This is a genomic window from Rhizobium mulingense, from assembly GCF_029194105.1.
In the GTDB taxonomy this organism is placed as follows: domain Bacteria; phylum Pseudomonadota; class Alphaproteobacteria; order Rhizobiales; family Rhizobiaceae; genus Rhizobium; species Rhizobium mulingense.
In genome coordinates this window covers 247,253-266,803 of record NZ_JARFVE010000004.1, presented here as the reverse complement: position 1 = coordinate 266,803, position 19,551 = coordinate 247,253, and the positions used below count along the sequence as shown (strand labels likewise).

The window sequence follows — 19,551 nt, the reverse complement described above, 5'->3', positions numbered from 1 at the left end:
CAATGCATCCTAGATGTGCTGGAAGTAATTGCTAGCAGCGGTAGTGATCGTCGGTATGCGTAAATGGGGATTGTTCGACCGGCAAGAGCGAGGGAAGAGCGTTGACTAACGAGACACGCAAGCCAGTCTTGCAGGACCATGTAGCCGTCAAACGTAAGCTCGTGCCGTCCTTTTTGCATAAGCTCGGAGGCAAACTGTCGCAATATTCCTGGACCCGTCAGCTTGTGCCCGAGGCTCTCTGGCTTGGTCTGTTGATCGACGATTGTGGATACGAGGCAGCTCGGGGCCATTCCCGTACTTTATGCCAAGCGGCTTGTGCGGCGATGAATGGGGGTGAATGTCCCATGTTCGTCAAGTTCAGCACGTTCGCGGAGCTTTCAGACGCAGTAAATGAAGCGGTGATATCTACACTAGATCAGAGCAGTCTAGCTGCCATCCGCCGATCTCTGGCTCCGCTGGCGGCCGTAATGCCCGACCATCCTTTGGCATTCCTAGGAAAAGTGGATGCTGTCTCGGGGCAAAATGCTCGCTTGCCTGAACTGCTCCGCGAGTTTTACGACCGCAACAGTCGCGCAGCCGTGCTGTCATCGGCCCTTGGATATGAGTTGGGGCTCGACCAAGGAAAAATCCATGTCGCTGCGCATCTGATCGATGACCTTATCGAACGATTCAAGGTTATTGGTGGCTATCCAGAGACGGAGGAATCGCGTCGCGCTGCTGGTGCTTTTCGAGCGGCTGCCCCGACATTGTTCATGGCAGTGAATATTAAGGACGCTGGCTTTGAAGACGACGCACCGTGGGTTGAGGCATTTTGGGACCATATTTCCGGTTTCGGTCCGTGTCTGTTCCCCGATACGCTCGAGGACGAAACTATCGATAGTGAAGATCCGCTTGAGCAGTTCATCGTCGACTATCAAAATGCGGTGCGGGCAGATCTCCGTGCCAGGCTGGCGAACTGGCCGCTGGATCTAAACGAAATTGAGGTCTTCGAGGTAGTTACGGCGCTCCTTTGCCGTCAAGCGACTCTGGCCATGGAAATAGCATCGTCTCCAGGCATATGGACGGCGCACACGGCGCCCATTCTGCTACGCGCAGTTGCCGACGTCTTCATTAATTTAGCCTGGATTCTCAAAGATCCTCGCCCACGCGCTAGGCTGTATGTTGAGGATGGACAAGGCGCAATTAAACTGCAGATCGCCCATCAAAAACGAGCTTTGGAGGCAGCGACGGACCCCAACGACGCTGACGAACTGCGGCAGATGATCGAGGTTTGGAGTGACTGGCTAGCGGGGCAACGGATTGAGGCTCTTGTTGAGGTGAACCTCGGCAGTTGGTCCGGCCTCAACACTCGAAAGATGGCCGAGGAGGCTGGCTTTATCGATTTCTATAATTACGTCTACCAGCCTTTTAGTAGCGTTGTGCATTCAAACTGGGCACACGTGAGCATGTTCAATACGGTCCACTGCCAAAACCCGGCTCATCGGTGGCATCGTGGTGCAGCGATTGCTCCAGCGCCAGTTGATATCAACTGGCTGTACTTAGCGTCGAAGTATCTCAGCAAGACGTTCGGACATTTTGATGACGTTTACGGTCTCAATCTACCTCATACGGCGTTCAACCTTGTTGCGGACCAACTGTCCGAGACGGTGAAAGACGCCGAAAGCTAAGATCGAGCCTTCGATTCACAGCAAGTGTCTTGCAGTATTGAACGCATGCGGATCTCTGAAGCTGAGCAGATCAAGCTGAATAACTTGTTGGAGACCGAAAGTGGAACGTCAGCCCTCGGATAGGCCCTCTCAGGAAAGAAAGGTAGAGCGTGACAATCTCGAAAAACTGCGCGAGCGCTCGATCGTCAAGCTTGATGACACCGCTGCTCTCGACCATGTCGGTACGTTAATCGATGCTTCACATGACGCGGGTTTCGAGCGGGGCGCGGACCGTGCAATCTACCTTCTCGACGAGTTCGCAAAACGCAATCTGAACGCACGAGATTCAGTGATCCTTGAATATTTCCGAGCCAATGCATGGGCAGTGAAAGAGGAGACTTCGGGCGGCCGTGGATCTTGGGCTTGGGAGCATCCTGAACGGGAGCAGCAGATTCTTGCCTTGTCCCGCGCGGTTGCCCATTCGGGTTTTGCCGAACTTGATTTCTTGCGTCGCTGCCAGATCCTGACCAATCGAGCGAACCAACTCAATACCATGGGGCGCTTCATCGACGCGATTGAAGGATGGGACTCAGCGCTGGGCATCGTCCCCAAGTTTGCAATGGCGCAAGCCAATCGTGGCTATGGCCTCAAGCATTATGCTGGGTTACTGGATGACGATCGAGAACGCGCGATCGTATTGCTGCACGCCCATGATGGATTGATCGCCGCTACCGCCGCCGATGCGGTATACGACTCCATTTATCCAGATGCATTGGTACAAAGGTTCGCTGATGAGGCGAAAACATATGCGGCGGCCGTTAATCTGGATCGAATACGCGAGTTACAGGGCCTCGACGTACCACCACTCGGACGCAGCAAAGCGGAGCAGAAGTACCGGCAGTGGTGTCTAGACCACCGCTTATTCCTGAATCCGCTCAATGACCTCGGGCCGCATGAGGGAGCGGCATGTGACGATCTCGTCCTACCGCCCATAAGCGAAAGGTTCGACGAGCGGCCGGGCGCCATGACGCCGCCGCCAGTGATCGGTTTCTTTAACCAGATGAAACAGGAATATGCGTCGGCTCGCTTCATGCTGTACGAGGGCTTACACGACACGAAGCTGCACTTTTCTGATCGTGGCGTTAGGTTGTTCGACACGCTGGACTATCCGATGCATTCGCTGGCTACCGAACGCGTGCGCACGGCCTATCGCATCGCCTATTCGCTGCTCGACAAGGTGGCGTTCCTCGTCGACAACTATTGGAAGCTGGGAAAAATCGGTAATCGCATCAATTTCAAGAATGTTTGGATGGCAGAAGGCAAGCCTCGGCTTCTCGACCGCTTCAAAGAATACCCGAACTGGCCGCTGCGCGGACTTTTCTGGCTTTCGAAGGAGTTGTTCGACGATCAACTTAAGCAAACGACCGGACCCGATGCGCGAGAGCTGCACGACATCCGTAACACTCTCGAACACAAATTCCTCCAGGTCCATGAAGGCTGGGCACGGACGCTTATGTGGGCGGCACCAAGCAGCGATGGCCTGGGGCTTTCCATCGACAGCGATCTTCTCGAAACGAAGGCTCTTCGTGTGGTGAAGATAGCGCGATCCGCACTGATTCACCTCGCATTGGCAATCGGTGTTGAGGAACGGGCCCACTCTCGAAGTGGAGCTGATACTCATGTCGTTGGGTCGATGCCGCTTTACGATCTCGACGATCACCGCAAACGTCGTGACCCGTCGTTTTAGTGGCGCGGCAGTCGCCTTGTAGGAAATGGCGTAACCCGTGTCGAAGTCCGGAAAACGCGAGAGCTAGCAGGGGCTTAAACTGTCGATGCCCCCGCCGTTGCGACAGGCTGTCAGGTCTTGATGTTCGCAATTTGGGGCCAAATCGAGCTAAGATCATTTGCTGCCGCCCACGAGTCGGCAAATCTGAGTAACCCGCGCTGATGGCAAGAAACAGCAACAGAGACAATTTCACGCCAAAGACAAAGCTCCAGATCGCGAAGCGCTCTGGATGGCTTTGCTCAGACCCGGAATGCAGGCGTCCCACGGTCGGCGCGACTTCCGATGGCGACGGCGAAATCATGCTAGGCGAAGCGTCGCACATCTGCGCCGCTGCGCCGGGCGGTCCCCGCTACGATGCCGGAATGAGCGAGGCCGAGCGCCGTTCGGCCAAGAACGGGATCTGGATGTGCAAGCTGCACGCAAAGTCGGTCGACTCGGAGGACCCGAAGTTCACCGTTGAACTGCTGCGTTGCTGGAAGAAGCAGGCGGAAGAGCATTCTCATCGCAGCGTTCTGTATAATGACGCCACTCGGCCCGCCAAAATCTCGAAAGGCGACCTCGCAAAGCGCCTGCATGCTTCGGCCGCGGCCGATGTCGCTATCTTCCGTCGCTCTGAGAGATGGCCATCGACGGACGTCGCGTTGACTGTCCAAATGGCGGAGCTGGACAAACCCGTGCAGACTTCGGCGCTGGCGCGCGCTTTGACTGAGCTTGGCGATCTCGTCCTCGTCGCGCCACCCGGCATGGGTAAAACCTCGACACTGCTGCAGGTTGCTGAAGGTCTGGTCGCTCAAGACGAAACGCCAATCTTCGTTTCGCTTGCGGACTGGGGTACCGAAAACAAGACGTTGCTTGATTCCATTCTGGGCCGCGCGACCTTTCGTGGAAAAATTTCCGAAGACGATTTCCGCGCAGTGGCCCAAGAGCCCGGCATCTACCTGCTGCTCGATGGCTGGAACGAACTTGACGGTGAAGCACGGCGGCGCGCGACCGCTGAATTGAAGCGACTTCAGGCAGACTTGCCGGAGCTTGGGCTTTTCGTATCGACGCGTAAGCAGTCGCTCGACGTTCCCTTCGAAGGAGCGGCGGTCGAGCTTCAGCCTTTGGGTGAAACAGAGCAAATGGAAATCGCGCAGGTATTGCGCGGCGACGACGGAGCGAAGCTTGTCGATCAAGCGTGGCGCACGTCGGGCGTGCGCGAACTGGTCAGCATCCCGCTCTATTTGACCGCATTGCTCTCGTTGCCGGACGGCCAGCCATTTCCGAAGACCAAGGAGGAAATTCTGCGCCGCTTCGTGCAGGCGCACGAACATGACGCGGATCACGCCGAGCCCCTGAAGGAAGCCGTCAAGGACCTCCAAGCCGAGTTTCTCAGTGCGCTAGCGGTGACCGCCATGCAAGCAGCGAACACCTCGATCTCGGAGACGAACGCTCGCCGTTCGATCGCGCAGACGGACGACTGGCTGGTCAAGGACGGGCAGCTTGCAACCAAGCTGCAGACCACGGACGTGCTAGATGCGCTGGTTAGCCACCATGTGCTGGTGCGGACGGGAGAGCCCGCCGGGTACTCATTTCAGCATCAACAGTTTCAGGAATGGTATGCTTCTAACGAGGTCGAGCGCGTGATGCTCGAAAGCGTCGCCGGCGCGGAGGCGCTTCAAAAGCTGAAAGCGGGCATTCTAGACGTGACCTTGTGGGAAGAAGCGATCCTATTCGCCGTGGAGCGCATGGCGCGGGGCGACGAGCGTCAGCAGCAAGCTTGCGGCGTCGCGATCCTTGCTGCCTTCGAGGTCGATCCGATCTTGGCAGCGGATATGATTTTCCGCGCGACCGACACGGTGTGGGCGCGGATTTCCGAGGAAATCCAGAAACTGATCCGGCGGTGGCACACTCCCGGAAAAGTTGATCGCGCTGTGCGATTCATGGTGACGTCGGGCCGCTCTGAATTCCGCGATATGGTGTGGCCACTCATCACGAACGAAAACGACCAGAAAAGCCTTCCGGCCTTGCGCGCTGCGCGCCGCTTCCGCCCGTCAGTGCTCGGACCGAATGCCGTCAAGGATATTCTCGCGCTGCCCCTGAAGGTCCGGGAGACGGTCGTTTCCGAGATTGCCTACAGGAGCGGGGTGGATGGACTCGACCTAGCTGCGCTGATTGCGAAGAGCGATTCCGACCCGGAACTGAAGGCAGCAGCCGTCGGCGGAATGTCTTTCCGCCGCGCAGACCGTCATGTTGCCGATGTGCTGAGCACAGCGAACGACGATACGTTCGATATTGTCTACCGAAAGAGCCATCTCGAAGAGTTTGATGACAAGACCGTTCAAGATCGGCTCGCGGCGGCGCGTGCCCGCGCCGCGAAAGAAACATCCGATTACGAGCGGTTGCGCGGCATCGTGTACGCACTTGATGGCAAGGATCATGGCCCGGAGCTAATTGAACTCATCGCAACCATCGAAATTGAACACAAGCGGGACGCCGAAGTCGGGTTGATCTACGAGGCCCGCAAGCAGTACGAGCAAGCGGTCGCGCAGGGACTGCTTAAACGGCTGCGCGAAGGGCGTGAGTTGTTCTACGGCGCGGACAACATCTTGGCCGCGTCCGGAATCGTCGTTGAAGACGAAGAACTTCTGGAGATGGTTATGTCTCCGCAAGAGCGGATGGATAGCCGTGCCGAAGCCGCCGCCTCGGTCCTCGCCCCTGTCAGTGTCGGCAAACTCATCGACGCCAAGCTCGCCGGATTCGCCGAGATCGAGAAGAGCGGCAAGTACGAGAAAAGTCTTAGCGACCGATACTATGGTTTTAGGGATCGCATCGCGCACGCGCCCGGCACCAGCCTTATCGCTGCCGTCCAGGAGCGCGCTGCGGCGGCTAGAAATGAAGACATCCGCGAACTCGCGGAATTGTTGTGCCGCCGTGATGAGGAAGGCGATAGAGCGCGCCCGTTTCCGCGGGAAGCGCATACGACGGTTGGACAGATGGCCGAAGAATGGGGCGAGCGGTTGATCGCGAGCGGCGATAACGCAACACGCGGCCAGCTGTCCGCAGTGGCCGATCTAATAGGACACTTCCCATCTGTCGCGCTGTTGCCGATGCTCAAGCGGCTGCTCGATGATGAATTGCGCCGCTACCGGGTCTTCCGCCAGCAGGCCGAGGTGGAGCGCTGGCAAGGCAACGCAGCGAACGAAGCGCGCATGCTATATACGAACAGGTATCAGCAAGCTTTCACGGCGATTAATGCGCCGGAAACGACAGCGCTGATGATCAGCTATTTGCCGGACGAGCATTTCGGCGAAACTGCCGCGCTTGTACTTAAGGTGCAATGGATTCTCACCAACGAGCCCAAGGACGACCGCCGCTTCCGGGGGAGCGTGGACTTTACGCGTGTGGAGGAAATGCGCGCCGAACGGGCCCGTTGCCCCACGGTCACGTGCGGTGAAGCGGAGGCCATATTCGAGGCCATTGCGCCGCTCATCGCCGAGAGCGCAACCGAAGCGGAGAAGAAGCATGCGATTAAGCTGGCGATTCAGGCGGTGCGCCTCCCGCATGGCGAACGCGGCGACACCATAAAGGCGCTCTTATCGATTGCGCCGCAAACGGCGCGTGCGAAGCTGGTGTTGAATCTGATCCTCTCCGGGGAAACGATCCCGTTCAGTGTCGTGCAGGCCGGGATCAATGATGTTTTCGAGGATGCGAAGAAATACACTTGGATTCTGAATGAAGGCTGGCAGTTGAAGGCGTGGCTTCTTTTGCTGCCGTTCACCGACCATCCCGCGCAGCTCGCCGACACAGTCGCGGCATTGCCGACCCGGCAGCGCGAGCCGCATTTCCTCGAAGAGCTGATCCGTGCCAGCGAGTCGGTGCAGACGCCAGAGATTGAAGAAGCGCTGTTCAAACTCGCTGAAAATGATGCCGCCTTCTATGGCAATCAGGCATGGCGTGATGCCATGCGGCGTCGGGGCACGCTCTCCTCGGCGCGCCGTTACCTGGATCTTGTTATAGACGGCAAAATCGACACCCGCGAGGGCTGGCACACGTCGCAGCAAATAGCTGGTTTGCTGGACATGCATTCGGAGCTGCGCGACTATGCTTATGGTCTATTGAAGGACCGCACGTCGCCCAAGACTGCGATGCTGGCGAACGCCGTCGCCGAGGGAGATGACCCTGATGGTCTGCTCCTGCTCGTGGAGTTGGAAAACAAGCTTCAGCGTCCGCTCATCTCATGGCGAACCATTCGAGGAGCCGTCACGGAGCACGTTCCCTCCGAACACTGGCGCGGTGCGTTCGACGTGCTTCCCGTTGCAGCGACGGAACTTCGGCGGAAGCTCTTAGCTATGACGGCGGACGGCGGTTCTCGCGACTCCGCCGCGCGTGTGCTTCGCGAAATCGACCGCGTCCGCGATGAAAGCGGCGCACCCGAAGACGAGCCGCGGCATCCCGATCTGTCGTCCGGAAAGCCTTGGCCTATTCTTGTGCCCGATCCCGACGTGGAAGACAGCGGCTAAATCGACACCCTGACGAGTTTGGCGCGGCCTGCGATCAAATCCGCAAAGTGATTTATCCTAGCGGAATCGATGCAGAGGTCTGAGATGTCTTCCAATACTCTCGCTACGGCTTCAGCGGTGGAGTCGACCAAGTCTGTAATTCTGCGGCGCACCAAAGGTAAGCCAACTCCAGCTTCCTTCGCAAAAGTCTGCCATCCAACAGCGTCCATCTCGGCAAGCGTGGCACGTTTCCCGATCCTCATGGCCATTTTCGGTGAAAGGTCTGGATAGGCGATCGTAGAAAGCAGATCGTACAACGGGGCCATTCTTGGTCCCTGATCGTCGTAGAGGATCGAGAAATTCTTGCCGTGGGCGTCGGCGTTTCCGACAACCAGGTTGAAGATCGCGGCGTCCAGTAGCTTAAGCACATCAGTTGCAGGGCGCGCCGACACTCGTCGCAATAGCTCGAAGCAGTCCTTGAAAGTGGGGCCGCCTTCGCTCGCATATTTCGTTTCGGGTGGCACGCCGAGCGCTTGGCAGAAGTCTTCCTGGTGGATGCGATGCACCACGCCGCGTCCATCGCGCGCGCGGTCATATCTTTCAACCAAGAGAAACGAACGCCCCTCAACAGACCTTGGCTCCACTGGGGCTACATCGAGGCCGATGGTGGCGGCGAGCCTCATCACAAATGCTTCGTTTTCGGTTGTTCCCTCGAAGCGTGCGATAGGCGGCTTCAGGATATGCGTGGTCGCCTGGCCGGGAAGCGGAAGTGCGATCTGCTCGCCGATCAGAACAATCGGCACCTTGGATTGCGCACCGGCCAAAGACAGCCTCAAGCCTTCTTCGCCGGCCAGGAGAGGTCGCATCGGAAGTGCGTCCAAAACTCGAACGATTCCTGCATCATCAAGGGGAGTCGGCAGTCGCTTTGCAAGCGGCGCTATCTCAATTGGCTTTTGATTTTCAGGCAGGAGCTGAAGAGCGCCTGCAACGTCACCACCTAAGCGGTCGAGAAGCGCAAAGTCGTTCGCAGGTGAAACACCCAATGCCTGGGCGGCGACTTGGCGTTGGCTCTCCTCGGGCAAAAGGCCGCCGAAGAACGGGCGGCATTCTCGGCGGGAGAATTGCTCTGGCCGCTTCGGGAGTGATGCTGAAAGCGGAAGCGCTTTTTCGTCATCAAGCCAAGCTTGAGAATAGGTGAAACTAATGTCGCCGTGCCTGTCTTGCGTGAACTGACCGACAAAGCTGCCATCCCACCAAACGTTGAGAGTTTTTGCCGTCATTGCCTACGCTCGCCAGGGGACAGAATATCGACGGAGCAGCCGAGCGTTTGCAGAACCTGCAAGACCTTCCCAATCTGGGCCGTTGGCTTGCCGGCTTCGAGATCGACAATGAAGCGAAGACCGACGCCAGCAACTCCGGCAAGCTCATCCTGCCGCAAGTTTTGCTCCTTGCGTGCGCTGCGTATCAGGGCGCCGATATCCGATGTATTTCTGACTTGTTTTGCCATCTTCATTTTCCCGATCGGGAAAATAGCAAGATATCAGGCGCCTTGTCGAGAAGAATTTCCCGATCGGGAAAATAGACGGCTACTGATGGCTTTCATCCATGAAATCTTCCCGATCGGGAAATTCGTTTATAGATGTCTCCTAGGCAAGGTCATTCCGTTTCTCGGTGGTCAACAAGAAAAAGCACTTTGGATTAAACAATGTTTGGAGAGTCGAATTTACTCGGGTACGTGTGCCCAAGCCAAAATTGACTTCGGTGTCTGCCCCTGTAAAAACTTCACGAGCGCTTCAGACACCTCTGCTCCCGTTGCAGCGTCCGGAGCGGACATCGAAAATCCTAACTGGTTTAGCAGTCGTAAAACCGCTCCGGGCCGATCCACAGGATCTTTTCCCCAAACACTGATGGCTCGACGCATTCTAGTTTGCTCAATCCGTTCATTCGGTCTCTGACTGCTGCCAAGATACGCCCATAGGGCGTTCTTCAAGAACCGCTCGACATCGAGAGCTTTGAGCAATCGAGCATCCAGCTCTGCCACAAGATGGTGAGCGGCATTGATTAAAGACGCGACCTCTTTGAAGGTCGTCGGCCGTACAGCCTCATACCCACCCAGCAGCATTTCCACATCAAGCCCGCGAAATCGGTCTGAAAGTTCGATAGCCTTATCTTGCAATACGTCGAGATGGTGTTGCGGCGCATCGAGATCAGCTTCGGAATGAGCACTACGGTTGCGCCAAGCCACTATCAAGAACACAATCGCAAGCGGCAGCGTGTCGAGATTTGGTAAATGGCGTTCAACGGCCTGCAGTTTCTTGAAAATGCTCAAGCCTGCGGAATCCAAGTCTCGCCGAAAATCTGAGGATTGGATCAGGGCAGGTTTACGAACAGCTTCTCGAAGATATACGTCAACCGCGTCGATAGCCCTAATCAGCACCATGTCTAAAAGCAGCCGGCGACTACGTTTTGCCGAGATCTCAGCGTCTTTCGGCGACCATGCAGCGTGCAGATCCTCCGGCACCTCAGTTACTATGCCGCGTTCGACTGCATCCAGACCAACGAGTGCAGTAATGATTAGATGATTGGCGTTGCCGAGAAGATCTTTGAATGCACTTCTTGGCCGGCTTCGGGAAATGTAGAGTGTCATTCTTAATCCAAATGATTGCGTGCTTGGCGCGTTTCGAACGCACATCATCCGCTCTGAGAAAGCCAAGACTTCATAAAGGCGGATGCTCTACCACTTGAGCTACAAGCACAATCTCGAATTGCACAATTTGGCATATACTGTCAACCGAGGCACTGCGACCGAATTGCCGAAGTACCTAGAGTTGCGCCTGTAGTCACGCGACCATCGGATTCCGGTCCAGCTTCCCCCGATATGCCGGATGCCGATGCGAAACGATCGCGTCGACGAGTGCCGGCGGTTTTGACCCCGTCAGCAACAGCATCTTGCTCGTCTTCATTTCCAGAATCTGGTCAGCGGTCATGAGCTTCTGGCGCTGTTCGGCGGTGGACGTCTTTCGGCTCTCGCCGAATTTCGCGGCTGATTGCTTCGTACGGGTTAGCACCGTCTGATCGCCAAGCGCGTTCGCAGCCCAATTGGCGGTTTCAAACTCGGCGCGGCCGAGGCCGAAAATGCGAGTGGTGACGCAGGAGCCGAGAATGCTGGCGGTGTCGCCTTTGCCGTAGACGCTTTCGATCTGGCCCTTGTCCTGGGTGATAAACAACGCCTCGATGCCGCAGCCGGCGGCGACGTTGGCAATATTGATCAGCTTTTCCATGCGACCGAGACGGACGAATTCGTCCAGCACCAGAAGCACATTCTTTTTTGGCTTCTTCGCACCCTCCAACCGAACGGCCATGCCGAGAATGATGTTCGTCAGCAGCCGGAGAAAGACGGCCTGGGCGTCCACCTGGTCGAGCGGTACGACCATAAAGAGGTCGGCGCGACCCTCGAACATGTTTTCGAGCGAGCACGTGGAAGTGTCGAGAAAGCTGCGCAGTTCGTCAGAGCGAGCCCAATCGAAAGCCTTTTTGATCGTCGTCTTGATCGCGCCGCGCTCGTTCTCGCCTGCTGCGAGGAAGGTGGCAGCGGCGGCGGCCGGACGGGTGCCGAATGTCTCAGGCGCTCCGGCCCATTCTGTCAGCGCCTTCTCAAAACCTGCGGAAAACAACAGGTCCATGACGGTGATGAGGTTGCGATCGGCCTCGGCGCGCCTGGTCATGACGACCTCGATCACGGCAGCAATCATGGATTTCGCCATTTCGGCGAAGTGCGCGCCGTTCCCACTTTCCGGTCGAACAAGCCCCTCGGCGATGACCTCGATGTCGCGGACGAGATGCGCTTGCCGGATATAGTCGAGCGGGTTGAAACGATCCTTAGACAGCTCGATGACACCGAATGGATTGAGAACTACGACCTGACGGCCGAGCGACTGCCGATAGCGGCGCGTCACGGCGAAGTTTTCGCCCTTGATGTCGAGGACGGCGACCGGGCCGTCATGGTCGATGATGGCGGGAATGACGACGGACACGCCTTTCCCGGCGCGCGTGCCTGCGATGGCGACATGATGGCCGGCGCGCCATCCGGTCTTCGGGTTGGGGCGGTAGCGTAGTATTGCGCCGCCGGAGAGACCGAGCGGCAAGCCGGCATCGTTGTGGCGAAGCTGGCGCAACTCCTGGAGGTTCATCCACCGGGCGCGCCACGGCCCTTGTTTGGAAATGCGGTTCGATGATGCCGGCGCGGCGATAGAAATTGCGCGCAGAATGAAGAACAACGGCACGGGCAGTCCGATGGCAAGGCTGGTTTGCAAACCCAGCCTCTGGGCCTCGGTGAAGCGATCCCAGGTCGATACCATGCCCCGGATGCTCTCGATACCGGAGTAGCCGGCATTTCGCCAAGCCTTGAAGCTGTCGAGCAGGACGCCTGCCGCAATGGTCGGGTCGGTAAGGGCGAGAGCAGAAGCGGCAAGGAGGGCAGCCCCCACAGCTAAGCCCGACGCGCTGCGGATGCGGCCCTGGGTGTCTCCCGCCAAGGTCAGCAGCGCAAACCCGGAAAACATGACCAGGATCGCGGCGCGCGCGTTCTGGTAGATGGCTGGCCAGAACAACGGCGCGGTTTCCATCAGCAGGAAACCCGCCGCAAAGACGGCGATGGAAAGGGCATAGCGATAGGGCTGAATGATCAAATTCATCGATCGAAACTCCAAACGGAAATGAAAATCAGACGCGGCCGCGACCGGGCGCGGGCGATCGGGTTGTCACATCGTTGGCGAGACCGCCTCCAGCATCGCTTCGGCTTGCTCCAGCAGGGCGAACGCTTCCGCAATCTCGGTCGAGGCCGTGTCGCCGGAATGACTGCCGGAGGCGAGCCAGGCGTCCATGAAGGTAGCTTGTGACGCGATGAGCGATTTCAGCGATCCTTCCAAAGCCGCTTGCCGATTTTCGATCATATCGGTCGAGCGTTTCTCCAGCGTCTCGAACTGCGCGGTCCCGCTGCTCAATGCGTTCATCAACGTCTCGACGTAACCCAGCAATTCGCGCTCGAGCGGCGAAAGGGTCTCGGGCATCGGTGGTCTGGCGGGTGTGGTCATTGGTCAATCTCCCTGGACGATCTTCAGGCATGGGGTTTTGTCGGTCCCGGCCTGGCAGGTGATCAGCTGAAGGCGGTTCACGTCCCAGGTCAGGACTTTGCCGGTGTTGGTCTGGTTGATCTGCAAGCCCATTTGCCAGAGGCTGGCGCTCTGGGCGCGGTCGATCATTAGCCCCGCCCAAAACCAGCTCGCGGTGAAGCTCAACAGGACGATCAGCAACGCCATTGCGCCCATGGTCAGGAAGTATGGCTGCACCATCGACCGGAGCCGGTTCACGTCCACCTCGGTCATCGCCAGCGCCTCGTTCAAGTGCTGGCGGTTCGCGTCCGTGAAGCTGCGGATATCGGTCTCGATTGTAGCTTGCGCGCGCTTCAATGCTTCGCTCCAATCGGTCTCGAAGCTCGTCGAGGGCGATGGCGTCGAGCCGGCTTCCGGAGCGGCTGAGCTCGCCAGCCGATCTTTCAATCGCTCGCGCAAGGGTATTCTCTCGGGTCCAGTCTTCACGGAACAGGTCTCCTTTCAAACGCCAGCGCTCGTCCGTCTCCGGATCGCGCACGGTGATGTAGTTTTTGCCGACGCGCGGCAGATCGAAACCTGCCGCCGTCAAAGCCTCGGTCATGCTCGGGCGGTCGCGGATGTCGCCGGTCTCGATGCGCTGGACGATCCAGTCATGGATCAGCTCGCGGGCATCGCCGCGCCTGACGCTTTCGATGAGGCTGACGGTCTCGCGGGCGCGCTCCGGCGCCATTGGGTCATTCCAGCCGTGTTCCTTGTTCAGAACATCGCGCAGGGCGTCGTAGTGCTTCTGGTAGCCGGGTGGCGCGATATTGAGGCTGCGCCCGCTCGCAAGCTCCATGCGTGGCGTCACGAAATGCAGCTCGACGCGGCCCTCATGGGTGTGGCGCACCCACAGCATATCGCGCCGGTCGGGTTCGAGGCCGGCAAAGGCAAGGCTCTCGAAGGCGTCCATCACCTGCCGTTGCTGGATAGGGCTCGGTGCGTCTTCTGCCGTGAAGGCGATGACGCCGGCGCGATATGTCCACTGGTGCGGGCAGGCGTCGATCAGCCCGCGCATGCAGTCTGCATCGCCACGCAGCACCTCCGGTAGAGGCTCGCGGGCAAACAGCATGACGTTGCCGCGCTCGTCGCGGATCGCGTTGCGGCTCTGGTCGTAAGCGACGACGTCGCGCTCGACCAGATAGTCAACCGGTCCCGATCCGCCGCCCTGGCCGTTTCGGAAAAACTTGATCAGCACCGCGCGCCATCCTTGGCCGTGAACTGCTCAAGGGTTTCCGATAGCGCCCGCTCGATGGCGACCAGGCGCGCGGCAACCGTGATTGCGTCGATAGCGGACACCTGGCCCTGAACCTGGGCCGCATTCAGCCATCGCGCGATCTGGTTGAGGTTGCCGCCGATCCGCGCGACGGCGCGCACCAGCTCCGGGTCCACCTTGGGAACCGGACGGCGGCGGCGCGCCTCGGTGAGGCCGAGCGCTTCCCGCATCAGCGTGGCGAAGGGCAGACCGGCCCGCGCCGCACGTGCGGTCAGCGCCTGCTTTTCCGATGCCGTGCAGCGGAAAACCACGACGGCATTGAGGTCGCCTTTGGGCGATCGCCGCGTGCTCTCGGTGGGGTTTGAAGGGGAGGCCTGCCTCCCCTCACAAGGCTCCCTGTCAGAAGGCTCGCCGTATGACAGGGGTCGCCTTGCTCCCTTCAAATCGCCGTCCGTCATGACGCCCTCCGATGGTCGGTTTGTTGGGCAGTTTCGGTGGCAATGTGGTCACGGCGGCGGCTGAAGAAAGCGATCCAATCCAGCGCACTCGGGCTCGTCTCGTCCGGTGGCCAATAGCTGGGCAAGGCATAGCCGGGCTTTCCGGTTTTCACCGTCCGCATGCCCAAAGCATCGATCGACGGAAAACCGTGACGTCGCAACCAATTGCGCCATTGCTCGACCTGATCCGCTTTGGTTTCGGCTACGAAAACGAGCGGGACGGCTCGCCGCGTCTCGACGCGCGGCGGGGCGTCCTCGCGCGGGGTAGGTTTATATATTTTTTCTTTCTCTAAGTTTGGTAGACATATTTGTCCACCTTCGCCGGACACATCTGACCGCCTTTCCGGACGATTTTGACCGCCTTTGTCAGGGTAAAGGGTGACAACTTTGTCCGTCTTTTCGCGGGCGTCCGATGCGCGTAAAATCGACGCCGCTGAGGGACGATATTCTGTGTTGTGCCCGACGCCATTTCCGCGCTGGACCTCGAACCATCCTTTGACCTCAAGTTCACGGACGGCGCGCTGAATGGTCTTGACGCTCTTGCCGGTCGCGTCGGCAATCGTTTGATAGGACGGCCACGCCTTTTCGGTGTGGCCGTTCAAATGCGTGGTGATGATGTAGAGCGCCACAGACCGCGCGCTGTCGCTTAAATTCTTATCGCAGCTCAACTGCTGAAGCCATTGCAGCTTCACGTCCCGAAATGGCCGCGCCCCGCTCATGCGCGCCTCCCTGGCCGCAATACGACCGGGAAAGAAGGGGCAGAAACGGCCGGAAAAAGTGGGACGGCGGCTTTACTAAACCATTGATTTTTATAAAATGGGGTCTTTGTCCCACACGGGGTTAAGCTGCTGATTTTCTTGGAATTCGGCAGGCCCTCCGGTTCCACAATTATTTTGTCTTTTAAGGCACTTGAAGAATGGTTCGCCGTTGGTTTTTGGCCCGGTAGTCAATTTTCGCGGCACTCAAGGATGACCACGGCGGTGCAGATGAATTGGCCATCAATCCCAGGAGTTTCACTTGCACGGCGGGAGTGGCCCAATATGGCGCTTGGCTAAGCCGCCGCGCGACCTCTCTGACCGGCGCTGCCGGACGGCGTGCAGGCCGAAATGACCGTGGGCGATAGGACTCAGTCAGATCAAATCGGGCCACCGCGCCGAGTCGGCGCTCGCGACCGTCTATTTCGAACCTTGCATCGAAGGTTTGAGCTTGATCGCCATGCTGATCTGGCCGCGGACAGAAATGAAACCGTCGCGGTTGTTGCCGCGTTGCATGTCGACGTTGTTGGTGATCCCGGTGATTTTGCAATCTTCCGCGATTGTCTCCACGACGACCGAGCAGTTCCTCGACGCGATGTTGTATAGCGCCTTCTGGGCTTTTTGGACCTGCTCATCCATGTGAGCGCTTTGATCAAAGGGCAGCGACAGCGAGATGCTCGACTGAGCCGTGATATATCCCTCGGGTATCGTCCCGTTTCGCGGGAGTGGGGTTTGGGCAAAAGCGCCGGTTACGGTGAAGGTAAAAACGGTAACGGCAGTACAAAAACGGGTAGCGATCATCAAAACCCCCATGATCCGCTACGCATCGCATGAGGCGATTAACTCTGGCTGATACATTTACCTAAAATTGCACTCGTCGTTGCCAATCACCCCTGAAACGGTACGGCCATGCGACGGGTCGCCGTCCCAATCCGCATGTTGAATGCGTGGTCCGCCAAGGGCCGTGGCGGGCAAAGCCATCCTAGTAACTGCAGGAACGCCCATCGCTCGGCCTGAACCCATCCGTGCAAGCCGGATTAAGCGGGCGACTTTCCTGATAGTAACCGCCGTTGATCGACGACGTCTGATCGAGGTCAGGGGACGAAGTGCAGGCCGAAGTGATCGTGGCAAGGCTGATCAGCGTTCCGGTCGCGACAAGTGCGAAAAAGCGGTTCATCTGAGCTTCTCCTTCGGAGGGCTTGGGTTTAGCCCAAGCGCTCAGTCTACCACGCCACGTCGGCAGCCGCCGAGGATTTATAGTGGCAGCGTTCCCCGACGGGCTCTTCTAACGCCAATGTGATCATCCACTGTCACATAACTGTCATGCAAAATTGCCCATTGCGACGGCAGCTTGGGCAAAATATATGCTGGCGGCTAACAAAAAAAAGAATGAGTGAAATGCCATGAGTGCCATACAGAAACTTTTCAACCGCAATCTTCTGTCCCGTTTCGTGACCGGTCTCGGTGCGGTTCCCCAGCGTTTCCGCGAAGCCCGCGAAGAGCGCAAGCCTGCCATCCATCCGTCTTTCATGGACGATTTCGGCGCTTAATTCAGCGCTGCATCCTTTAGCGGTCACGCCAAATCCGGTTCCGGATAATGTATGGCTTTCCGCCAGGGATAGCGAAGTAAGAACCGCAGGAAAGAATGCGCTCCACCACGCAGTTGCGGTCCTAGCCACACAAGCTCCCCACCCTCCGTCGTCCTCGGGCTTGACCCTAGGATCCATAGCCCCAAGCAATGCGTTGGCGTTCGTACTGACAATGGCGACCGCAGACCGGTAGCTCGTGCGCGTGCGGCATGGATACTCGGGTCAAGCCCGAAATGACGGAGGGTGGGAGACGCGGTTGGCAGGAAGCGGGACGCCCGGAGGAATTCCAGCAAACTGCGCGAGCTGTTTTGGACAAGAACCGCTTAAAAGGGCGGTAATTCCTAAAACCAGCGTGGACTTGCGATCCTTGCAGCGCAGACTCCCCGCCCTCCGTGGTCTCAGGGCTTGACCCGCGGAACTGCGGTTGCGCGTTCTCAGTTGACCGCGGGTGCCGCCGGTTCACCCCAGCTCGATACGGGTTGGCCGGCTTTGGTCGCCACGCTGATATCGTGGAGCGCGAGCGAAGCCTGCAGCTGCCGCATGTCGTTGCAGCGGTTGATGATGCCGCCGATATATTGCACGCAGTCACTGGCGCTGCCCTGTACAGAGCCCGTCGCCCAATCCTTAACGATGCCGTCAGTGCCCACCAGGAAATAGGAAAGCCGGTTGTTTTGCGACACGGTCGAGCTGCCGACCAGGCCGACGAAATTCGTGCCGGTCTCGGTCTTGGCGGCAGGCGCCATGTGCCGGTAGATCGTCATGCCGTTTTTCAACGGCATCGCGCCGATCATCGGGCCGTAAGTGGCGTCAGAGCCGGAAAGCAGCGCCATCGGGGACTGGCCGAGATTGGCGATCTCCGCGTAGGGTTTGCCCAGCGCATAGCTGGTGAAGGAGCGGTTGGCGGCGTTCTCCACCTTTTCCGCCACCTGAGTGCAGCCCGCCAGGCCGATGGCGAGGCCGATTGACGGAATTGTTATGATGCGCATGTCGTCCCCCTTGCCGGGCACAGCGTGTCCAAAAGCCCCAATTTCTTAACCCGCCGTATTTGCCATCAGGTTTGAAGATTTGGGAAGGTGGTGCGCCCTTAACAAACCCGCAGGAATGGAGAGGCTGTGCCGTGGCCGCCGCCTCTGCCCTGCCGGGCATCTCCCCCACAGATGGGGAGATCACAAGGGGCCAAACCTTCGCACCCGTTTACCGCTTCGTCGGGCTGTGACGTTCGTTGTTGAGATGGACATCGCGCCCAGCCAACCTCCCCACCTGTGGGGGAGATGCCCGGCAGGGCAGAGGGGGCTCACACGGCACACCCTCCCTGTCACCCGCCGCCCCGCAGATTTTTCTCTCGCCACACACTCGCCCTTCCCTTCCGCCGCAATAGCTTCACAATCAACCGACAGAAAGTTCATCCGGGAAACGACAACTAGGAAATGAAACATGGCGCCGATTCTGTCCAAGACTGTTCTGATGACTGCCCTTTTGGCCCTGCCGATGGCGGCGGCAGCGCCTGTATTGGCGCAGGAGGCAAAACCGCGCGAGGTGATCTCGGTGACGGGCGATGGCGAATCGTCCATGGCGCCCGACATGGCCATCGTTACTCTTAGCGTCGTCAAGCAGGCGAAAACCGCCCGCGAAGCGCTCGACGAGAACAACAAGGCGATGAAAGACGTGCTCGACTCGCTGAAGAGCGGCGGCATCGCCGAGCGCGATCTGCAAACCTCCGGCTTTTCCATTCAGCCGCAATATAATTATCCGCAGCCGGTCGACGGCCAGCAGCAGCAGCCGCAGCTGATCGGCTATCAGACGATCAATGCGGTCACCGTCAGGCTGCGCGATCTTGCCAAACTCGGCCAGGTGATCGACCAGTCCGTCACGCTCGGCATCAACCAGGGCGGTGACATCCAGTTCACCAACGACAAACCGGAAGCAGCGCTCGAAGAGGCGCGCAAAAACGCCGTAACCGAGGCGGTCAAGAAGGCGAAGACGCTGAGCGAAGCCGCCGGCGTCAAGCTCGGTCGTATCATCGAGATCAACGAGAATGAGCCTCGCCCGCTGCCGCAGCCGGCCTATCGCGCCACAATGATGAAGGAAGCCGACGCCGCCGTTCCCGTCCAGGGCGGCGAGACCACTTACCATGTCAGCGTCACGGTGACGTTTGCGATCGAGCCGTGAAATGGAGGCGCGACGCGTCCTTTCCGACGTGCGGCGTCCGAAGTCGGTCAATTGCTCTGTCGTCATGTTTGGGCTTGGCCTGCCAAGACCCCTCCCCCCTCCCCAAAAGGGGGGAGGGGCTAGCTGCAACCCGTGGCGCTCAAACAAGAGACGTCTTTCTGGCTGTCAGCGTTCTAAGGATGCTACGAGGGAAATTATGCGAAGCGGTTGGGGAAGGGTCTACCGCGCGCACAAAGCAATCCACAAAAAGAAAACCGCCTTG

At 58.5% G+C, this 19,551-nt stretch carries 17 protein-coding genes and 1 tRNA gene; 6 read left to right on the top strand and 12 right to left on the bottom strand.

The features are described from left to right. The first annotated feature begins 344 nt into the window (after window positions 1–344). The 3 genes from PYR71_RS10190 (at window position 345) to PYR71_RS10180 (ending at window position 7,934) form a co-directional block, all read left to right on the top strand. Window positions 345–1,667, top strand: coding sequence for a DUF5677 domain-containing protein (locus PYR71_RS10190; protein ID WP_275619241.1), 1,323 nt, complete (start codon window positions 345–347; stop codon window positions 1,665–1,667). 100 nt (window positions 1,668–1,767) lie between these two features. Beyond that, window positions 1,768–3,393, top strand: coding sequence for an LA2681 family HEPN domain-containing protein (locus PYR71_RS10185; protein WP_275619240.1), 1,626 nt, complete (start codon window positions 1,768–1,770; stop codon window positions 3,391–3,393). A gap of 200 nt (window positions 3,394–3,593) precedes the next feature. Further along, a complete protein-coding gene (locus PYR71_RS10180) occupies window positions 3,594–7,934 on the top strand; it encodes an NACHT domain-containing protein (RefSeq protein ID WP_275619239.1) in 4,341 nt (1,446 codons plus the stop codon). On the opposite strand, the gene PYR71_RS10175 is transcribed toward PYR71_RS10180, so the two are convergent. The 7 genes from PYR71_RS10175 to PYR71_RS10145 form a co-directional block, all read right to left on the bottom strand. Beyond that, window positions 7,931–9,193 (bottom strand): type II toxin-antitoxin system HipA family toxin, encoded by a 1,263-nt coding sequence (locus PYR71_RS10175; RefSeq protein ID WP_275619238.1) that lies wholly within the window; start codon window positions 9,191–9,193, stop codon window positions 7,931–7,933. The genes PYR71_RS10180 and PYR71_RS10175 overlap by 4 nt on opposite strands. Continuing rightward, on the bottom strand, window positions 9,190–9,420 hold the full coding sequence (locus PYR71_RS10170; protein WP_112517401.1) for a helix-turn-helix transcriptional regulator: 231 nt from the start codon (window positions 9,418–9,420) through the stop codon (window positions 9,190–9,192). The genes PYR71_RS10175 and PYR71_RS10170 overlap by 4 nt, the downstream gene beginning before the upstream one ends. Before the next feature lie 216 nt (window positions 9,421–9,636). After that, the gene (locus tag PYR71_RS10165; protein ID WP_275619237.1) at window positions 9,637–10,560 is read right to left on the bottom strand and encodes a hypothetical protein; all 924 of its coding nucleotides are present in this window, start codon (window positions 10,558–10,560) and stop codon (window positions 9,637–9,639) included. Window positions 10,561–10,578: 18 nt separating this feature from the next. Continuing rightward, window positions 10,579–10,669: transfer RNA gene (locus PYR71_RS10160), tRNA-OTHER, on the bottom strand. A gap of 84 nt (window positions 10,670–10,753) precedes the next feature. Then, window positions 10,754–12,607, bottom strand: a complete 1,854-nt coding sequence (locus tag PYR71_RS10155; RefSeq protein ID WP_275619236.1) for a type IV secretory system conjugative DNA transfer family protein — start codon at window positions 12,605–12,607, stop codon at window positions 10,754–10,756. 66 nt (window positions 12,608–12,673) lie between these two features. Then, the gene (locus tag PYR71_RS10150) at window positions 12,674–13,006 is read right to left on the bottom strand and encodes a hypothetical protein (RefSeq protein WP_275619615.1); all 333 of its coding nucleotides are present in this window, start codon (window positions 13,004–13,006) and stop codon (window positions 12,674–12,676) included. Between the two features lie 3 nt (window positions 13,007–13,009). Next, window positions 13,010–13,510: a hypothetical protein gene (locus tag PYR71_RS10145; protein WP_275619614.1), complete on the bottom strand. Its 501-nt coding sequence runs from the start codon at window positions 13,508–13,510 to the stop codon at window positions 13,010–13,012. Between the two features lie 166 nt (window positions 13,511–13,676). On the opposite strand from PYR71_RS10145, the gene PYR71_RS30980 reads away from it, so the two are divergent. Continuing rightward, window positions 13,677–14,114, top strand: coding sequence for a hypothetical protein (locus PYR71_RS30980; RefSeq protein WP_416340286.1), 438 nt, complete (start codon window positions 13,677–13,679; stop codon window positions 14,112–14,114). Between the two features lie 140 nt (window positions 14,115–14,254). Here PYR71_RS30980 and PYR71_RS10135 read toward each other — a convergent pair whose 3' ends face one another. The 4 genes from PYR71_RS10135 to PYR71_RS10120 form a co-directional block, all read right to left on the bottom strand. Then, complete coding sequence (locus PYR71_RS10135) at window positions 14,255–14,737, bottom strand: MobC family plasmid mobilization relaxosome protein (RefSeq protein WP_275619235.1); 483 nt, start codon at window positions 14,735–14,737, stop codon at window positions 14,255–14,257. After that, window positions 14,734–15,495, bottom strand: coding sequence for a helix-turn-helix domain-containing protein (locus PYR71_RS10130; protein ID WP_275619234.1), 762 nt, complete (start codon window positions 15,493–15,495; stop codon window positions 14,734–14,736). The genes PYR71_RS10135 and PYR71_RS10130 overlap by 4 nt, the downstream gene beginning before the upstream one ends. Before the next feature lie 456 nt (window positions 15,496–15,951). Beyond that, complete coding sequence (locus PYR71_RS10125) at window positions 15,952–16,332, bottom strand: hypothetical protein (protein ID WP_275619233.1); 381 nt, start codon at window positions 16,330–16,332, stop codon at window positions 15,952–15,954. 181 nt (window positions 16,333–16,513) lie between these two features. Continuing rightward, window positions 16,514–16,708 (bottom strand): hypothetical protein, encoded by a 195-nt coding sequence (locus PYR71_RS10120; RefSeq protein ID WP_096763347.1) that lies wholly within the window; start codon window positions 16,706–16,708, stop codon window positions 16,514–16,516. A 226-nt stretch (window positions 16,709–16,934) separates the two neighbouring features. Between PYR71_RS10120 and PYR71_RS10115 the strand changes: the two genes are divergently transcribed. Next, complete coding sequence (locus PYR71_RS10115) at window positions 16,935–17,081, top strand: hypothetical protein (RefSeq protein WP_004677729.1); 147 nt, start codon at window positions 16,935–16,937, stop codon at window positions 17,079–17,081. Window positions 17,082–17,554: 473 nt separating this feature from the next. On the opposite strand, the gene PYR71_RS10110 is transcribed toward PYR71_RS10115, so the two are convergent. After that, a complete protein-coding gene (locus tag PYR71_RS10110; RefSeq protein ID WP_275619232.1) occupies window positions 17,555–18,106 on the bottom strand; it encodes a hypothetical protein in 552 nt (183 codons plus the stop codon). A 448-nt stretch (window positions 18,107–18,554) separates the two neighbouring features. Here PYR71_RS10110 and PYR71_RS10105 point away from each other — a divergent pair, with 448 nt between their 5' ends. Further along, window positions 18,555–19,289 (top strand): SIMPL domain-containing protein, encoded by a 735-nt coding sequence (locus PYR71_RS10105; RefSeq protein ID WP_275619231.1) that lies wholly within the window; start codon window positions 18,555–18,557, stop codon window positions 19,287–19,289. Window positions 19,290–19,551: the final 262 nt, after the last annotated feature.